Origin of the sequence: Lacinutrix himadriensis (genome assembly GCF_001418105.1) — a bacterium.
Lineage (GTDB): Bacteria > Bacteroidota > Bacteroidia > Flavobacteriales > Flavobacteriaceae > Oceanihabitans > Oceanihabitans himadriense.
Map to the genome: position 1 here is coordinate 143969 of NZ_LIQI01000012.1, position 18378 is coordinate 162346.

Annotated in this window: 17 protein-coding genes and 1 tRNA gene; 9 read left to right on the forward strand and 9 right to left on the reverse strand. The window is 32.8% G+C overall.

The genetic code is table 11. The features are described from left to right. Positions 1–59: 59 nt before the first annotated feature. A complete protein-coding gene (locus tag AMD28_RS02830; protein ID WP_055442646.1) occupies positions 60–1652 on the forward strand; it encodes a T9SS type A sorting domain-containing protein in 1593 nt (530 codons plus the stop codon). Positions 1653–1667: 15 nt separating this feature from the next. Here the strand turns inward: AMD28_RS02830 and AMD28_RS02835 are convergent, their stop codons facing one another. Beyond that, on the reverse strand, positions 1668–2660 hold the full coding sequence (locus AMD28_RS02835) for a LacI family DNA-binding transcriptional regulator (RefSeq protein WP_055442647.1): 993 nt from the start codon (positions 2658–2660) through the stop codon (positions 1668–1670). A 176-nt stretch (positions 2661–2836) separates the two neighbouring features. After that, positions 2837–2918: transfer RNA gene (locus AMD28_RS02840), tRNA-Leu, on the reverse strand. Positions 2919–3033: 115 nt separating this feature from the next. Between AMD28_RS02840 and AMD28_RS02845 the strand changes: the two genes are divergently transcribed. Together AMD28_RS02845 and AMD28_RS02850 are read left to right on the forward strand one after the other, a co-directional pair. Continuing rightward, positions 3034–4422, forward strand: coding sequence for a dipeptidase (locus AMD28_RS02845; RefSeq protein WP_055442648.1), 1389 nt, complete (start codon positions 3034–3036; stop codon positions 4420–4422). Between the two features lie 207 nt (positions 4423–4629). After that, entirely contained in the window at positions 4630–5499 is an 870-nt protein-coding gene (locus AMD28_RS02850) for a DMT family transporter (protein ID WP_055442649.1), read from the forward strand. On the opposite strand, the gene AMD28_RS02855 is transcribed toward AMD28_RS02850, so the two are convergent. Further along, positions 5496–6869 (reverse strand): M28 family peptidase, encoded by a 1374-nt coding sequence (locus tag AMD28_RS02855; RefSeq protein ID WP_055442650.1) that lies wholly within the window; start codon positions 6867–6869, stop codon positions 5496–5498. The two genes, AMD28_RS02850 and AMD28_RS02855, sit on opposite strands and share 4 nt — an antisense overlap. 120 nt (positions 6870–6989) lie before the next feature. Between AMD28_RS02855 and AMD28_RS02860 the strand changes: the two genes are divergently transcribed. From AMD28_RS02860 to AMD28_RS02885, 6 genes are all read left to right on the forward strand, one after another. Further along, on the forward strand, positions 6990–7355 hold the full coding sequence (locus AMD28_RS02860; RefSeq protein ID WP_055442651.1) for a BlaI/MecI/CopY family transcriptional regulator: 366 nt from the start codon (positions 6990–6992) through the stop codon (positions 7353–7355). Positions 7356–7357: 2 nt separating this feature from the next. Next, positions 7358–9721, forward strand: coding sequence for a M56 family metallopeptidase (locus tag AMD28_RS02865; RefSeq protein ID WP_083478222.1), 2364 nt, complete (start codon positions 7358–7360; stop codon positions 9719–9721). Positions 9722–10017: 296 nt separating this feature from the next. Next, positions 10018–11118, forward strand: coding sequence for a DUF4407 domain-containing protein (locus AMD28_RS02870; RefSeq protein WP_055442653.1), 1101 nt, complete (start codon positions 10018–10020; stop codon positions 11116–11118). 97 nt (positions 11119–11215) lie between these two features. Continuing rightward, positions 11216–12172 carry a bifunctional Delta(1)-pyrroline-2-carboxylate/Delta(1)-piperideine-2-carboxylate reductase gene (gene lhpI, locus AMD28_RS02875; protein ID WP_055442654.1) on the forward strand — a complete coding sequence of 319 codons (957 nt, stop codon included), beginning with the start codon at positions 11216–11218 and terminating at the stop codon, positions 12170–12172. A 39-nt stretch (positions 12173–12211) separates the two neighbouring features. Continuing rightward, complete coding sequence (locus AMD28_RS02880; protein WP_055442655.1) at positions 12212–12643, forward strand: YybH family protein; 432 nt, start codon at positions 12212–12214, stop codon at positions 12641–12643. A 29-nt stretch (positions 12644–12672) separates the two neighbouring features. Then, positions 12673–13998 carry a S28 family serine protease gene (locus AMD28_RS02885; RefSeq protein WP_055442656.1) on the forward strand — a complete coding sequence of 442 codons (1326 nt, stop codon included), beginning with the start codon at positions 12673–12675 and terminating at the stop codon, positions 13996–13998. A gap of 39 nt (positions 13999–14037) precedes the next feature. On the opposite strand, the gene AMD28_RS02890 is transcribed toward AMD28_RS02885, so the two are convergent. The 6 genes from AMD28_RS02890 to AMD28_RS02915 all read right to left on the reverse strand — a co-directional run bounded on the left by AMD28_RS02890 (position 14038) and on the right by AMD28_RS02915 (position 18376). After that, the gene (locus AMD28_RS02890) at positions 14038–15246 is read right to left on the reverse strand and encodes a M24 family metallopeptidase (RefSeq protein ID WP_055442783.1); all 1209 of its coding nucleotides are present in this window, start codon (positions 15244–15246) and stop codon (positions 14038–14040) included. Position 15247: 1 nt separating this feature from the next. Next, a complete protein-coding gene (locus AMD28_RS02895; RefSeq protein WP_055442657.1) occupies positions 15248–16546 on the reverse strand; it encodes an aminopeptidase P family protein in 1299 nt (432 codons plus the stop codon). A gap of 100 nt (positions 16547–16646) precedes the next feature. Further along, on the reverse strand, positions 16647–16910 hold the full coding sequence (locus AMD28_RS02900; protein WP_055442658.1) for a DUF1272 domain-containing protein: 264 nt from the start codon (positions 16908–16910) through the stop codon (positions 16647–16649). Between the two features lie 210 nt (positions 16911–17120). Beyond that, positions 17121–17699, reverse strand: a complete 579-nt coding sequence (locus AMD28_RS02905; RefSeq protein WP_055442659.1) for a PhnA domain-containing protein — start codon at positions 17697–17699, stop codon at positions 17121–17123. A gap of 63 nt (positions 17700–17762) precedes the next feature. After that, positions 17763–18041, reverse strand: a complete 279-nt coding sequence (locus AMD28_RS02910) for an STAS domain-containing protein (protein WP_055442660.1) — start codon at positions 18039–18041, stop codon at positions 17763–17765. A 56-nt stretch (positions 18042–18097) separates the two neighbouring features. Beyond that, positions 18098–18376 (reverse strand): STAS domain-containing protein, encoded by a 279-nt coding sequence (locus AMD28_RS02915; RefSeq protein WP_055442661.1) that lies wholly within the window; start codon positions 18374–18376, stop codon positions 18098–18100. Between the last annotated feature and the right edge of the window lie 2 nt (positions 18377–18378).

Genomic DNA, 18378 nt, shown 5'->3' on the forward strand with positions numbered 1-18378 from the left:
TTTAACTCTTAATTTTAATAAATTTACTGTGTATTAAGCTATTACATCAAACAAACAACATGAAAAACCTTACTAAAAACGCATACTATTACCTTTTAATTTTCGGATTTATAAGCATTACCAACAACGTTTCTGCCCAAGTTTGGACAAATGCAAATGAAGATCAAAGTTATGTTGCAAGGCATGAATTTGGATTCACGCAAGCAGGAGATAAATTTTTTAGTTTTGGAGGAAGAGAATCCCCTCGGGTATTAGATGTATATGATTACACTTCGAATACATGGTCTAATGGAGGCATGGCTCCTGTAGATTTTAATCATTTTCAAGCAATTACTTATGAGGGTTTAATCTGGGTAATAGGCGCTTTTAAAACAAATGAACCCAACCCAGAATTGAATGCAGATTATATTTATATGTATAATCCTGCAAGCCAACAATGGATTCAAGGTATGGAATTACCTGCTGCAAGAAAACGTGGTGCAGCGGGTTTGGCTATGCATAACAATAAATTTTATTTGGTTGGAGGAAATGTATATGGTCATGGTGGAGGATATGTAGCATATATGGATGTATTTGATCCTGCCACTGGAACGTTTACAGCTTTAACAGATGCCCCACACGCAAGAGATCACTTTCATGCTGTGGTTCATAATGACAAACTTTATGCTTTAGGAGGCAGACTTACTGGTGGTACAGGAGGATTATTTGCACCTCAAGTTCCCGAAGTAGATGTTTACGACTTAAATACCAATATTTGGTCTACTTTAGCGAGTAGCAGTAATATCCCTACTCCAAGAGCTGGAGCAGCAACTGTTTTATTTCAAAATGAAATTTATGTTATTGGTGGCGAAACTACATTTGGAAGTGCAACAGGAAACAACGGACAACGCGATATTGTAGAAGCTTTTAATCCTGTAACTGGAACGTGGACCACTAAAGACAATCTAAATCGCGACAGACATGGTATTCAAGGAATAGTTTCTGGAGGTGGCATACATGTTATTGCTGGTTCTAGCGGAGGAACTTCTATAAAAAAAATGGAATATTTTGGTTTGAACAACCCAACAGGAAGTCCTAATGTGAATAGTACTTTTGCTGCAGATGAAACCACAAAGACTTTTGAATATGGAACAAATTATGGATCTGTAACTATTCCTATCACGCTATCTAATAGTGCAGGAACCACAGGAACTTATATTGATAACATTACCATTTCGGGAGTAAACTATACTTTAAATGCAACGTATAGTAACTTACTTTTAGGTGCAAATCAAGATTTAATGATTCAAGCGGTCTTAAACGATACCTCGCAAAACCAAAGTAATGGAAATGTACAAGTAACGTACAATAACAATACGACACTAAATATAGCTTTAGAAGGTACGCTAAACCCAACTTTATCTATTGCTAATCCAAACGATTTAAAAACACTTAAGGTGTATCCTAATCCTACAAAATCGACTTTTCAGATAAATAAAAACATTTCAAAATTGCGTGTTTTTGATATCTCTGGAAAATTAGTAAAAACATTTCATGGTAGTTTTAAAAACAACCATGTTTTTAATATTTCAGAACTTCCTCAAGGAGTTTATTTTTTAAAAGTAGAAAATGCTTCCAAATTTAGCGAAACAAAAAAAATCATAAAAGTTTAAGCTTATCAATAGGGATTAAAGATCTACAGCTATTGTCTTCGTTTTGAAACTAGATTTATCTTTACTTCTTATTCTCTCTAATAAAAGCTTCGCAGATTCCTTACCAATTTCTTTCGCATTTTGATTGATTACAATAAGGGAAGAATCATACTTTAACTGCATATCATTACAAAAACCAGTTATCGTTATTTTACTATTTGCTTTCTGTATTTTATTAGTAAGTAAAATTGCATGTAAAACACTTTTTTCATTTAAACCAAAAATACCATCAATACTAGCATCCGTTTTTAATAATTCTTTCAGCTTTTGTTTTAAACCTTTAGATCTCTCATCTGTAATCACAGTAGATTTTACAGTAGCTTTATGTTTTTCTATAGCTGCTTCAAATCCTTTTAGCCTAAGGTTTAAATGGTGTAGGTTATTTGTTTTTGAAGTTATTACTATATGCTTACAACCTTTATTATTTATTAGAAATTCCGTTGCATCAAAAGCGGCTTGATAATCATCTGTAATCACTTTATCACATTCCAACTCATCACAAATTCTATCAAACATTACAATTGGTGTTCCGTTATCTATTAATGTTTTAATGTGTTGGTATTCGTTCTTTTGTTCTGCTTCTTTAGAAACACACAAAATTAATCCATCCACAAAACCACTAGACATTACAGAAATGTTCTTTGTTTCCTTTTCAATAAGATCATTAGAAATAGAAGTAATCAACTTATAACCATTGTCGTCTAAATAACTTTCTACTCCGACTAATACTTTAGCGTAAAACGGATTTAATATATTAGGAATTATTAATCCGATAGTGCTTGTAGTTCCTTTTCTAAAACTAGATGCAAAGCTATTTGGCGTATAATTATTAGCTTTTGCATATTCTAAAACTCTTTTCTTTGTTGCAGCACCAATTTCTGAACTATTAGAAAGCGCCTTTGACACTGTTGAAATAGAAATCTCTAAAGCCTGCGCTATAGAAGCTAAAGTTGTCCTGTTTGATGGCATTTATATGGCGTTTTAATTTATTTAATCGTCTACACTATCCGGAAAACGTACTATTGTATTTAGTAAAAATACTCCTTTTATTCCTTTTTATAACATTAGACGTCATTTCAAAAGCAAAAAAGAGCACAAATTACACATAAAAAAAGCTTCCCTAAATAGAGAAGCTTCTTTAATTGTACAGGCGGAGAGACTCGAACTCTCACACCTCGCGGCACTAGATCCTAAGTCTAGCGTGTCTACCAATTCCACCACGCCTGCAACTTATCCGATAATTTCGGATTGCAAATATAAACAATACTTTTAATATTCATAACATCTAAATAAAGAAAATTATACCTCTTTTTTGTACTTTTACAAAAACCGCAATTTTATTATGAAAGACATTAAAAAATATATCGATCTACACAAGGATAGATTCTTAAACGAATTAATAGAACTACTTAAGATTCCGTCGATTAGCGCAGATTCCGCATACAAGAAGGACGTTTTAAAAACAGCAGACGAAATTAAGTCCAGTCTTGAAAAAGCAGGCTGTGAAAACGTAGAAATTTGTCAAACTAAGGGGTATCCTATCGTATATGGCGATAAAATCATTGATAAAAACTTGCCAACAGTGCTCGTTTATGGTCATTATGACGTGCAACCACCAGATCCAATTAACTTATGGGATTCTCCTCCTTTTGAACCTGTTATTAAAAAAACAGAACTACATCCAGAAGGCGCAATTTTTGCTCGTGGTGCTTGTGATGATAAAGGACAAATGTATATGCACGTGAAAGCCATGGAGCTTATGACGCAAACCAACCAATTGCCGTGTAACGTGAAATTCATGATTGAAGGGGAAGAAGAAGTTGGTAGTGCAAGTCTTGCCGATTTTGTAAAAGAAAACCATGAAAAACTAAGTAACGATGTTATTTTAATTTCAGATACTGGAATGATTGCCAAAGACACTCCTTCTATAACTACTGGATTACGTGGCTTAAGCTATGTAGAAGTAGAAGTTACTGGTCCCAATAGAGATTTACACTCTGGACTTTATGGTGGTGCAGTTGCAAACCCAATCAACGTATTAACCAAAATGATTGCTTCTTTACATGATGAAAACAATCATATTACCATTCCTGGTTTTTACGATAATGTAGAAGAACTTAGTACAGAAGAAAGAGCCGAAATGGCAAAAGCACCTTTCTCTTTAGAAAACTATAAAAAAGCTTTAGATATTGACGCTGTTTATGGGGAAGCAGGATATTCTACCAACGAAAGAAATTCGATAAGACCAACTTTAGATGTTAACGGAATTTGGGGAGGTTACACTGGTGAAGGCGCAAAAACCGTAATTGCAAGCCAAGCATTTGCAAAAATTTCGATGCGTTTAGTACCAAATCAAGATTGGAAAGAAATCACACAACTCTTTAAAAAACACTTTGAAAGCATTGCTCCTAAAGGCGTGACCGTAAAAGTTACTCCGCATCATGGCGGACAAGGTTATGTAACACCTATCGATAGTATTGGTTACAAAGCAGCAAGTAAAGCATATACCGATACCTTTGGAAAAACGCCAATTCCGCAACGTAGCGGAGGAAGTATTCCTATTGTTTCTTTGTTTGAAAAAGAATTAAAAAGTAAAACTATTTTAATGGGATTTGGTTTAGATAGCGATGCTATTCACTCACCAAATGAGCATTTCGGCGTATGGAATTACCTAAAAGGTATTGAAACTATTCCTTATTTCTACCACTATTTTACAGAATTAACTAAATAGTATTTGGGTGTTACCTCCTTCTGCTTTTTTAATAAGCAAAAGGAGGTCGCACTTTTCATTATATCTTTTCTGCGAAGCAGTCCCAAACTTATTTTGAGATCTTACTCATAAATTTATTAATACTAAAATGTTTAAATTATAGGAATAAGAGCTTCACAAAAAAGGATGCCATTGCAATTGCTAACACAAAGCAGACATAACTATTAAATGAAGAATAGCCACTTTAAACATCTATTAGAACTTACATTAGCAACTTGCTTTATAAGTACTTCTGGTGTTTTAGGTAAATATATAGACATGCCTACCGAAGTACTTGTTTGGTGGCGAAGTGCATTAGCTTTTATAATCCTTTTTGCGTATTGCAGGTATAAAAAAATAGACCTAAAGCTTCATTCTAAAAAAGACAGGCTTCCTTTTATTCTAAGCGCCATTTTTATGGGAGCACATTGGGTTTCCTATTTCTATGCACTCAAACTATCTAATGTAGCCTTAGGCATGCTTTCCTTGTATACCTTTCCGGTTATCATTGCACTTTTAGAACCTTTATTTATTAAAATAAAATTCGATCCAATACATATCGTATTAGGAATACTAGTGCTTTTAGGCATTTATATTCTTGCTCCAGATTTTAATCTAGAAAACTCAAATGTAAAAGGAGTGTTTTTAGGGCTTCTTTCTGCTGTTTTTTATGCCTTACGAATTCTGATACTAAAACAACATGTAGCTAAATACAATGGTACCACATTAATGGTGTATCAGTTATTAATACTAACTTTACTATTGGCACCATTCTTATTTTTCAAAGATACTAGCTCCATAAAAACAGAATATCCTTATGTACTTATATTAGCTTTATTAACTACAGCAATCGGACATACATTATTCATAAAAAAACTACAGTATTTTAGCGTGAGTACCGCAAGTATTATTAGTAGTACACAACCGGTTTTCGGAATAATTTTAGCATATATTTTTCTAAACGAAATACCAACGTTTAACACCTACATTGGTGGTTCTTTAATAATTGCTACGGTTATTATAGAAAGTGTACGCTCTAAAAAGAAAAAAACGGATTAGTCTTTTACAATTTTAGAAATCTTGTATTTATTATTTGTACGTATTTTTAAGAAATAAACACCACTACTTAATGCACTTACATCTAATACAGTCTTCGTTCCGGAAGATGTTTTATCTAGTATCTTTTTTCCTGTGATATCATATAATTCTAAAACTACTGCATCCGAAATAGCAGGTATTTCTACCATCAAATTCGTTTTCACCGGATTAGGATATAACAAAATATCACTATCCATAAATGTTTCTATTCCCAAAGAAGTAACCGTAATAGGCGCACTCTTTTCAACACAAGCACCAGAACTAATTTCTACAATGTAATTACCATTAATTATTGGTGTATAACTTTGGTTTGTTGCTCCTGCAATATTCGTATTGGTATCATAATTCACCCATTGATAAGACGTGCCGTTTTGATTAGCGGTTAACGTATTTGCATTCTGACTAACGGTATTATCTATATTTATAAGTCCAGCTTTGGTTACCATATACCCCATAATCAATTTAGAAAGCTCATGGTAATATGGAAAATTTAAAGTGCTATACCTATCATTAGAACTATGGTAAAAAGGCGTTTCGTCATTCGTTTCCCAAGACTCTCCTACCAAAACCGCAGAATAATCTTGATTCCAAAATCTAGCATGATCACTAGCAGAAGTTCCCGGATTTACCACAGTTTCTTGTAGTGTAAATCCATATGCTGGATTATTTAAAACAGAAATAATATCATCTTTCATGGCTAATGAGTTAGCAACATCTCTAACATCAATATCAAATACATTATCATTATCCCCATCATAACCCATCATATCAATATTTAAAACACCTAAAATATTGTCATTATTTGCAGCAGCTTGATTGGCATAATATGCAGCTCCTTGCAGACCTATTTCCTCTTCATCCCAAAGCGCATAAACAATGGTGTTATCTAAACATTGTGTAGATAAAATTCTTGCTATCTCTAAAACAGTAGCTGTTCCAGATGCATTGTCGTCGGCACAATAATCTGCTACCGAATCGTAATGTGCACAAATAATATAAATATTATCCGGATTGGTTTTACCAAGTTGTGTAGCAATCACATTTCGTCTTCCAGCTTCTCCGTTAATCAATTGATTGCTTACCGTAATATTATCTAATCGATCTAATTTCTGGTATAAATAATCTGCAGCCAATTCATTATTAGAATGTATCCTATTGGCTATGGTAACCTCGTTTCCGTTAATGATAGTAGGCTGTTCTCCTGTAAACTCTCTTAAGGTAAGTTGTAAAGAATCTAAATCCATTTGCTGTATTACTTCTGCAATAGTTTGCCCCTTTACAAAAGAAGAAATAAGTAGTGCACATAAAAGGACAAGGTGATTTTTTTTCATAAAATATATAGCAATAATTTTTCAGGGTAAAGATAATGCAATTAAAAGTATTTTTGCTCTACACTTGTAGAATTGAATTTTATACTCTACATTTGTAGAGAACAATCTAAACATGTAGAGATGCAATTATCCAAAACAGAAGAAGATTTAATGAATCATATCTGGAAATTAGAAAAGGCTTTTATGAAAGATTTACTAGAAGCATATCCAGAACCTAAACCAGCCAATACAACGGTTGCGACGCTTTTAAAACGCATGACAGACAAAGGATTTATTGCGTACACTCTTTTTGGTAATTCACGGGAATATTATCCTTTAGTAAAGAAAAAAGATTATTTCTCTAAGCATGTAAACGGATTAATAAAGAACTTTTTTAACGATAGCAGTTCGCAATTTGCATCATTTTTCACCAAAGAAACCAATCTCTCTAAAAAAGAATTAGAAGATTTAAGAGCTATAATAGATCAAGAAATAAAAAACAAATAGTCATGGAAATCGTACTATTAAAATCCAGTATATGTTTGCTTGCTTTTATTACTTTCTATAAAGTATTTTTAGAAAGAACAAGTAACCATCAATTTAAGCGCATGTATTTATTAGGTGTTGTATTGGTTTCTATTACCATTCCTTTTATAACCTTTATAGAATATATAGAGCCTCAAAATGCTTTAACAAATATTTCTGAAGTAACAGGTTTTTCTGAAAACCAAAACCCAATTCTAAAAGAGTCAACAAACTATTTACCTATAGTTTTATGGAGTATTTACGGAATAGGAGTTTTATTATTTTTAATACGATTTGTGTACAACCTAACGCAAATAGCCTTAAAAATAAGGAGAAATCCGAAGCAAAAAACAAACGACTTTATCAGTGTTTTATTAAAAGATTTCATAGTACCACACACCTTTTTTAGCTACATTTTCTTCAATAAAACAAAATTTGAAAATGACGAAATCCCAAAAGAAGTTTTACTTCATGAGCAAACACACGCCAAACAAAAACACAGTATAGACATACTCTTTATAGAGGTCTTACAAATAATATTTTGGTTTCATCCTTTGGTCTACATCTTAAAGAAAGACATCAAATTAAACCATGAATTTTTAGCGGACCAAGCAGTTATTAACAACGGAATAGAAAGTACTAATTATCAAAAAATCTTGTTATCGTTCTCATCAAACCAGCAAGAATTAACTTTAGAACACGCAATCAATTATTCATCCATCAAAAAACGATTTACAGTTATGAAAACACAAACATCCAAACAAACCTTTTGGCTTCGTAGTTTATTACTACTGCCATTATTAGCATTCTTAATTTTCAGCTTTAGCACTAAAAAACAGATAGAGAAAAAAACTATTATAGAAAATCAGATTACTCTCGAAGGGAATGGAGTTACTGAAGCCATGATGATAGAGTATCAAAATTTTATTATCAAATACAATAAAACGAAAAGAATAGATTATAAAGAATATAATAGAATTGTTTCTATATATAGTTTAATGACTATCGAACAAAAATCTAAAATTAAAAAGTATCCGGAAATTCCTAATTTAGATTTATCAAAAACAACAGCTAAAAAACTTTCTAAGTATCAATTTGAAAAATTTAAAAACTCTAAAAAATACGCACTTTGGTTAGATGGAAAGCATATTAACAACAAAGAATTAAACCATATTAATGTAGAAGATATTTCTCATTTTACAGAAAGTTTTGTTCACAATAATGCAAGAAACGACAAGTTTCCGCAACCATATCAAAATCATTTATATACAAAAGAAGGTTTTGAAAACACATTTACCAATTATAAAATAAATAATTCAGCTTTAAATCAAATTGAAAATGAATTACAACAAACACTTCCAACAATAAACGGAATTACATGTAATGGTGCCTGTGAAGTAAACCTATCTAAAAAAGGAATTGAAAATCTAATTTTAGGCACAACTACCAATCAAAATATCAAGAGTTTCCTTTTTAAAATAGCCGGAAAACCAACAGCAAGAATAACAGGAAACATTTTAAATGAAGAAGCGAAAAACCAATTAAATAATTTGGAAAATGGAACCATCGTTCAGTTGTTCAATATAAAAACGGAAACGGATAAATTTCCGCCAATACTAATTACTTTAGTAGATAAAAACGACAAAAATTATTCGCATTCCCCAATTGTTAAAAAAGGAGAAGTAAGTAACATTCCTCCTCCACCGCCTCCAACAAAAGTTCCACAACATGAAAAAGGAAAAAAATTAACGTTAAATGAAATCATTAACAAAACACCAAAAAGTGTGGAATCTGGTTACGAAATGCTAGACAATGGTGAATCCCATTATTTTACGGTAAATGATGGTAAAAAAACCTATTACAACAAGGATGGATATATTACGGATGATAAAGGAAATATATTACCTCCTCCTCCTCCAGCACCTAAAGTATTAAAAGGGGAAGTTTCTAACATTCCGCCGCCTCCACCGCCAAAATCACCATTAGATCATGTAATAGAAATGGCGAAAAAAGATGCTAATTTTTATTTTGAAGGGAAGAAAACCACATCCGATGAAGCGATTCAAATAATAAAAAACGATAACGATTTAAGCATTTCTACGCAGACAAAAGGTTTTAAAAAACCCATGGTAAACATCACTACACATCCTGTGATTACCGATGATAACGGAAAAGTGATTACTAAAGTAGAAACAGTACAAGATGTAAAATCTAATACCAAAAAAGACAAAAATGGATATGTAGAAATAAATGGTACTACCTATTTCTATGTTGTTAAAAATAAAAAAATAACGTATTTCAATAGATACGGAAAAAAAGTTAATGAAAAAGGAGCGCTACTAAATTAGACTTTAAATAGATATAATCTCAAAAGACCTTTCTAGTGTAAAAAGCTAGAAAGGTCTTTTTTTGGTTAAAAAGTGTAACAAAAAGCCCCTTTTCGCGTTCTAATATCATTAAGAATTTGAATTTGCTATTAAAGAAAATGATGATATTTTTCTTTATACAAAACTTAAAAATAAAGCATAGCCATTGCTATAGTTTATTTTTTAATTGAAGTAGAAAGGGAAAAAGCGCATTTTATAATTGTGAATCCAGAGTCTTACTGGTATAAAAGCCTAATCATCAATCAAAATCAATCCTCATGTTAAAACAATTTTTTATTATCTGCTCTGGTGCAGACCTCAACATTCTCAAAGATTGCTCTAATGGAGAGCAAAACAAATACGCAGGAATTGGAGCTACTGTATTCTTTACTGCAATCATGGCATTTATAGCTTCTAGTTATGCGCTTTTTACGGTTTTCGATAATCTATATACGGCTATATTTTTCGGACTTATTTGGGGATTACTCATTTTTAATTTAGACCGTTTTATTGTCTCTACCATAAAAAAAAGAGATCGTTTTATAGATGAATTTATCCAAGCTTCTCCAAGAATAATATTGGCTATTATTATAGCAATAGTTATCTCTAAACCCTTAGAATTAAAGATTTTTGAAAAGGAAATCAATCAAGTCCTTTTAGAGCAAAAAAACGAATTAACACTTGCTAACAAAGATCAAATAGCCTTACAATTTACTCCAGAAGTCCAAGATTTAGAAAACAACATTACTACTTTACAAACCCAAATAGACTCCAAAGAAACCGAAGTTAACGAATTGTACGCCATCTTTATTAACGAAGCCGAAGGAACTGCAGGAACCAAACTTTTAGGCAAAGGTCCGGTGTACAAAGAAAAACGAGAAAAGCATGATGCTGCTTTAGCCGAATTACAAGAATTAAAAACCACAAACAAAGAAAAAATTGCAACTAACGAAGCACAAATAGCACAGCTTAAAACAGATTACGAAACACAAGTGGCAACTACACAACCTATTATTGATGGCTTTGATGGTTTAATGGCTAGAGTAAATGCATTAAATCAATTGCCTTGGCTACCAAGTCTATTCATATTCTTATTGTTTTTAGCAATTGAAACTTCTCCTATTATCGCAAAATTACTAGCAACAAAAGGAGAATACGACTTTAAGTTTGAAAACGAAGAACATAAAATTAGAACCTGGACCACACAACAAGTGCATCAAGAAAAAAGGATGCTGGAGGCAGATAATGCCATAAACGATAAAGTGTATAAAGACATTGCTGAGGAAGAAGAAATCTACACTTACAAAAAGAAAATAGCTCGTGAACTAATGAAAAAACAACAGGAAGTTTTTTACGCAAAACAGACTAAAATATTATAAAAACTTCAAATATCAACTGGTATTATATGGTATATAATTTTATTGGATGGTTAATTACATAGTGGTTAAAACTTAAGATTTCATTACTTTTATAGTTATGAAAAACATACTACAAATCGATGGAGATTTTATAGAACAAAACACTGTTTTTACAGAATTGATTCAAGAAATAAAACAATCCTTTTCTGATAAAAGTATTATGGTACCCATGCGTCACCACCATGATTTCCCAAATCCTACAGTTAAAAAAGACGCTACGCTTTTATTAATGCCTGCATGGCATCCGGATAAAAATGCAGGAGTTAAAATAGTTACAGTGCATCCTGAAAACGGACAGTTCAATTTACCTGCTATTCAAGGAATCTATATTTATTTAGATGCTATTAAAGGAAACATTAAGGCTATATTAGAAGCTAAAAGCTTAACTGCTAAACGCACAGCTGCAGCTTCCGCTTTGGCATCCGTTTACTTATCTAAACAAAATTCTAGCAGTATGCTCATGATTGGAACAGGCGCTTTGTCGGCAAATCTAATTCAAGCACACGCTTCGGTGAGACCTATAAAAACAGTGTATATTTGGGGAAGAAATTTTGAAAAAGCGAAAGCGATTGCTTCCAATTTAAAAAATGAAAATTTTACCGTTCAGGCAATCCAAACTATCGAAGAAAAAATAGCGGATGTAGATATTATTTCCTCTGCTACACTTTCTACAACACCATTGATTTTAGGGAAATTTTTAAAAAAAGGCCAACATATCGATTTAGTTGGCGCTTATAAAGTGGACATGCGGGAAGCCGATGACGAAACCATACGAAAGGCTTCCGTTTACGTAGATACTTATGGCGGATTAAAAGAAAGCGGTGACATGGTTACTCCCCTTAAAAATGGAATCCTTAAAGAGGAAGATATAAAAGGGGATTTATTCAGTTTAACTTCTAATTCAACAAAAGGCAGACAGAACGATAATGAAATAACTGTTTTTAAATCTGTTGGCCACGGTATAGAAGATTTAGCTGCCGCTAATTATTATTATAATAAATTCACAAAGGAATAAAGCCGAACAAAATACACGTTCTAAAACGGACTAGAAATTATGAAAAAAATCATCCTATTACTTTGTTTCATTAATGTTAGCATTTGCACTTCTCAAACCATCGTAAAAGAAGATCAGGAAGCCATTATAGCAGTTATGAAACTACAAGAAAAAGCTTGGTTTAATAACGACTTGGAAGGTTTTATGCAAGGCTATTGGAAAAGTGATTCTTTAAAATTTTATGGTAGCAACGGACTAACAAAAGGATGGCAACAAACACTAGATAACTACAAAAAAGGATATCCCACAAAAGAACATGCTGGTAATTTAACCTTTACAATAAAGGATATTTCAAAAATTAGTGATGGGAATTATTGGGTTATGGGAACATACTATTTAAAAAGAAAAGTAGGTGATGCAAATGGTGTTTTTATGATTATATTTAAAAAAATAAATGGGGAATGGAAAATTATCGCAGATACTTCTTGCTAATTTTCTGAAAAACTAAAAAAATAACTAACATGAAAAATATTAGATCTTACTTTATAATATCTCTAGTCCTATTATTTATTAGTTGTAAAACTTCTCAAGTAGCTGATAAAGTTCCCTCTGAAATTGCTATTGAAATTTCTAATTTCGAGAAACTAGCTTCCATAAAAAATGTGGTAAGTATTGAAAAACACAATCCAGTAAGTCACTTTGATGAAAATTACGAAATCTGGTTTCAGCAACCGATAGACCATAATGATCTATCTAAAGGTACATTTAAACAACGTGTCTTTTTAGGTTTTGAAGATAAAAACAAACCCGTTATTGTAGAACTTCGTGGTTATGGAATAGGTCCTGAAAGAGCTGGAGAATTAGCTGATCATTACCAAGCGAATCAATTAGCTATTGAACATCGTTACTTTAATAATTCGCGTCCTGAAAATATAGATTGGAACACGTTAACCATTGAAAACGCGGCAAAAGACCAAGAAAATATAATTACGGCAATAAAAAATGCGATATATCCTGACGCAAAATTTGTCTCTACAGGAATTTCTAAAGGCTGTCAAACTACGATGGCTCACCGCAGATATTTTCCAAAAAATGTAGACGCAAGTGTCTGTTATGTTGGTCCGTTAAATTACCAAAGAGAAGATCCTAGAGTGTATTCATTTTTAAAGAATGTAGGTACTAAAGAAGAACGCGAAAAGATTACAGCCTTTCAAAAATTATGCTTTGAAAATAGAAGTGCCCTTTTAGAAATGATGAAAAATGTTGGAGAAGAAAAAGGCATGACTTGGGAGTTTGGTGTGGAGAAGGCTATAGATTATACGATTCTAGAATACTCGTTTGCTTTTTGGCAATGGGGAACTCCTATAGCTAGTATTCCTACTGGAAATATAAAAACCGAAGACATTTACAAGCACTTAATAGACGTTGTTGGTTATGGCTTTTTTGATGAAGAAGCTGTTGCAGATTTACAACCTTATTTTTGGGCTGCTTTAACAGAACAAGGAATTTACGGATATGAAACGGCTCCTTTTAAAGCCTATTTAAACACCGAAGAAATTTATAAATTTGATTGGGCTTTTCCGGAAGGCATTTCTAAAAACTACAATCTGAAACCGATGCAAGAAATTAAATCTTTTATAGATACTTCTGCAGAAGACATGTTATTTATTTATGGAGAATATGATGCTTGGAGTGCAACTGCTGTGGAACTTACGGAAGATGCTTCACAAAGAGAAGTGTATAAATTTGTAAACCCAAAAGGAAGTCACACTACAAGAATCAAAAGTTTTAACCCGGAAACCAAAAACAGAATTTATACTATTATTGATGGTTGGCTAAAAGAATAAGGCAGCAAATTATTATCGAATAATCTTCTACCGTTTTCTTTAAATACCAAACGGATTATCAATACTATGCATTGGCTTTGTAAACCATTTCGGACCATCATTTGTCATGTAAATATGGTCTTCTAATCGGATTCCGAATTTATCTGGAACACAAATCATTGGTTCATTACTAAAGGTCATTCCTGCTCTTAAAACCGTTTTGTCGTTTCTAACAATATATGGCCATTCGTGAATCCCTAATCCGATACCATGTCCTGTTCGATGTGGCAATCCTGGTAATTTATAATCTGGTCCTAATCCGTGAGATTCTAGAACCACTCTAGATGCGTTATCCACATCAGCACACGTATTTCCTAATTGCGCAGCATCAAAAGCAGCTTGTTGTGTTTCTTTTTCAATGTTCCAGATACGCGTTTGCTCCTCATTTGCTTTCCCAAAAACATAGGTTCTTGTAATATCTGAAATATAATCATGTAGCATACAACCTGTATCCACTAAAACCACCTCGTTTTCTTCTAGGTCTTTTGGTGTTTTTACACCATGCGGAAAAGAAGAATCTACACCAAACAGCACAATACAGAAATAAGATCCTGAAGTCGCTCCGTATTTTATATGTGCTTCGTTAATGAAATCGGTGACTTCTTTGGCTGAAATTCCTACGTATAAAATTCTAGCTACTGCTTTATGCACTTCTAAAGTGATATTCATAGCATGTTGCATAATAGCAATCTCTGCTTCCGATTTAATCATTCTACAACCTGCAGTAATAGCTTTCGCACTTACTAAGGTATAAGAATCCTGACAGCTTCTAATGCCATCAAAAACAAAAAATGGTGTTGCCTCATCCATAGCAATAGCTCCAGAATCTACACCGTTTTCTTTTAAAAGTGTTGTAAATAATTGGTAAGGAGATTCGTGTTCTTCCCAACCTTTAACATCTCCTTCTATTAGCATGAAATCGAAAATCGTTCCTTTTTCAAATTCGGGAGCAATATAAATAAGCTTCCCATTTGGAAATAATAAAGCACCAACCATACGCTCACTTGCACTCCATTTCATTCCTGTAAAATAGAATAAATTGGTGCCTGCATGTAAATACAACGCTGGAACATTTTGCTCTTGCATAAGTATACAAGCTTTATCCATTCGTTGTTGAAACTCTTCTTTTTGAATGGGCTGTACTAAATGTGCTGTTGGTTTTATAGCCTTTAATTCTGCTTCTATTGTGGATCCTCCTATTCCTATCATATTATTTTTCATTATTCATTATAGCCTCAATCTCCTCTATTTCAATGGGCATTGCTGCTGTTAAATTTCTATTTCCGTTTTCTGTAATTACATAATCGTTTTCTAATCGGCAACCAATACCTTCTTCAGGAATATAAATTCCAGGCTCGCAAGTAAGCACCATTCCTACTTCTAAAGCACGAGAATATAAGCCAACATCATGTACATCTAATCCGATATGATGTGCTGTTCCATGCATGAAATATTTTTTATATAAAGGTTTTTCGGGATCTTGATTAGCAACCGCATCTGCATCTAACAATCCTAGTTTTATCAATTGGGCTTCTACCAAGATTGCCATGCTTTTTTCATAATCTAAGGGAAGCACTCCTGGTTTTAAAAGCTTAGACCCTTCTTTTAAACAATGTAAAACGGCACTATATACTTCTTTTTGTCTTTTACTGAATTTTCCATTTACCGGAAAACATCTGGTAGTATCACTATTATAATTGGCATAACAAACACCAAAATCCATGAGTATCATTTCACCATCTTTACAAACGGCATCGTTGGCATTATAATGCAATGCACAAGCATTTTTACCAGAAGCTACAATAGGTTTGAATGCATGTCTTACCGCTCCAGACTTTACTAAATTATAGATTAATTCTGCTTCTAACTCGTATTCGTTTATATTAGGTGTACATGATTTTAAAACGCGTTTAAAACTAACCACACTAATATCTGCCGCTTTTTGCATTTGTGCAATTTCTACTTCCGATTTTACCGGACGTAGATCTCTAGTGATCTTTGCAGCTCTATGATAATTATGTAAAGGATATTTCTTTTTACACCATTGTATCATTCTATCTTGCTGCGTTTCCTGATCTTTTGTTGCGCGTTTTAAATATTCATTATGTCCTAGATAAAAACCATCTGCTTCAAAAGCCATGTATTGTAAAAGCATTTCGAAGTCTTGCACCCATTCTACTCTAGAAATTCCGGAAACCTCTGTTGCTTGTTCTTTGGTTAGTTTTTCACCATCCCAAATTTTAATTTGTTCATTGGTTTCTTTGACAAACAAAATGGCCTTGTTCTCTTTTTTATGTGCATCTGGATATAAAACTAGAATGGTTTCTTCTTGGTCTATTCCAGAGAGATAAAACAAATCGTTGTTTTGTGTAAAGCCCATGATATCATCGGCATTATTATGCTTGACATCATTAGAAGTAAGAATAGCAATAGTATTTGGTTCCATTTTAGAAATGAAATGCTTTCTGTTTTTTTGGAATAAGGTATTCGGAATTGGTTGGTATCTCATATTAAATGCTGTTGTAGATATAGATAGTATTATATGTAAATACGCTTTTAGTATTTACAATACTTCGGAAAGAAATACATAATAAATAAAACAAAAAGTTTTATAAATGGTGTTTTTTATAATGCGCTTCTATGTCTTTAGGTTTATGAACTACTGTTGTTGAAACTGGATATTTAGGTAATAAATATTCTGGACGTATTGGTCTTGGCGTAAAATCACCTCCGCAATTTGGACATATATTTTTAAAGACTTCTTTTGCGCAAGTGGCACAATAGGTACACTCAAAAGTACAAATCATTGCCTCTTTAGAATAAAAAGGCAATGATTTGTTACAATGTTCGCAAGTTGGTCTTATTTCTAACATATAGTTTGTTAAGATGGTTTGCGTTAAGGATTACTCATACATTTTATTTGTAAAGAAATCGTGAGTGCTTCGCATTTGAAACGGCAACCTTTTTATTTTTCATAAAAAGACCTGCCTGCCGGCAGGCAGGTATAGTGGATAGCCTGACGTTTTGTGATTTTTAAAGCTTTTTTCCACCTTGTAAAATCCACAAAAGGCAACGCCCTACTATTACAATTTCTTTACGTACTCTGTAATAATAACGGTTAGTGTTGGTCCAACTTTACCTTCAATATAGGTTTCGTTATCACGATCTAAACGTATATTTCTAACCGCTGTTCCTTGTTTAGCAACTTGGCTAGATCCTTTTATTTTTAGATCTTTTATAAGTACTACAGAATCTCCTGTTTCTAAAACAACACCATTTACATCTCTGTGAATTAGTTTTCCTTCTTCGTCTTCTCCTTCACCTGTAGATTTTGCAAACTCTAAAACATCTTCTTCCAGATACATCATGTCTAATAAATCTTGTGGCCAACCTTCTTTCCTTAAACGGGATAACATTCTCCATGCTGCAACTTGCACTGCTTGGTGCTCACTCCACATGCTATCATTTAAGCAACGCCAGTGATTAGGGTCTGTGCTTTCTGGATCTTCTATTTGATCTACACAGGTCTTGCAAGCGGTAAGGGTTTCTATAAGGCTTTGATCTTTTCTAGGCGCTAAAGTATGTAGTTGTAAATTTTCTTCATTTTGGCATAATTCACACTTACCATCTGCGCGTTTATTTAATTCTCTTTCTAAACTCATTTAAATACATTTTTGAAAAACAAAAGTACATTTATTCTAAGAGTAGCGCAAGTAGAAATGGAGTTAAGCTACTTTACTCGATTTAAAAGGGGTAGATAATTGGCCATTATTTAAGCCAACTATAGAAAGTTTTTTGTTTTTAGAAAGTGCTTCGTTATGCAATTGCGCTATGGCAACAACCCCTTGATTATCTATATTAGTTAACTCTTGTAGGTTTAATACAATAGTATCTGCCTGATTAAAAACGTCTTTTAACTCGTTTTTAAAAATGGGTATATTCATCTTTATAAGGTTTCCTTTTACCTTATATATATTGTTACTATTTGTAATTATAAGTTTCATGGTTTTCTTTTATTTGGTAATAGGATTTGGTGCTACAATCTACTATTTACTAATAATTAGGCTGCATCGATAGTTGTTATATCATCGAATATTTCTTTGCTTCCTATACCGGTAATAAAAAAAGGTTTATGTGCTTTTAAGGATTGCTTGTAGATGTTTTCGAAAGCGGAGACACCTTCTCGATCTATACTTTTAAGCTCGTCAATATTAATAACCAACTCATTCGTTGTGCTAAAAATATCTTGGAAATAAATTTGAAATTTTTTTACGTTTGTTTTGTTAAGAACTCCTGTTACTTTAAACGTATTTAGTGAATTTGTGATATCTAGTGCCATCT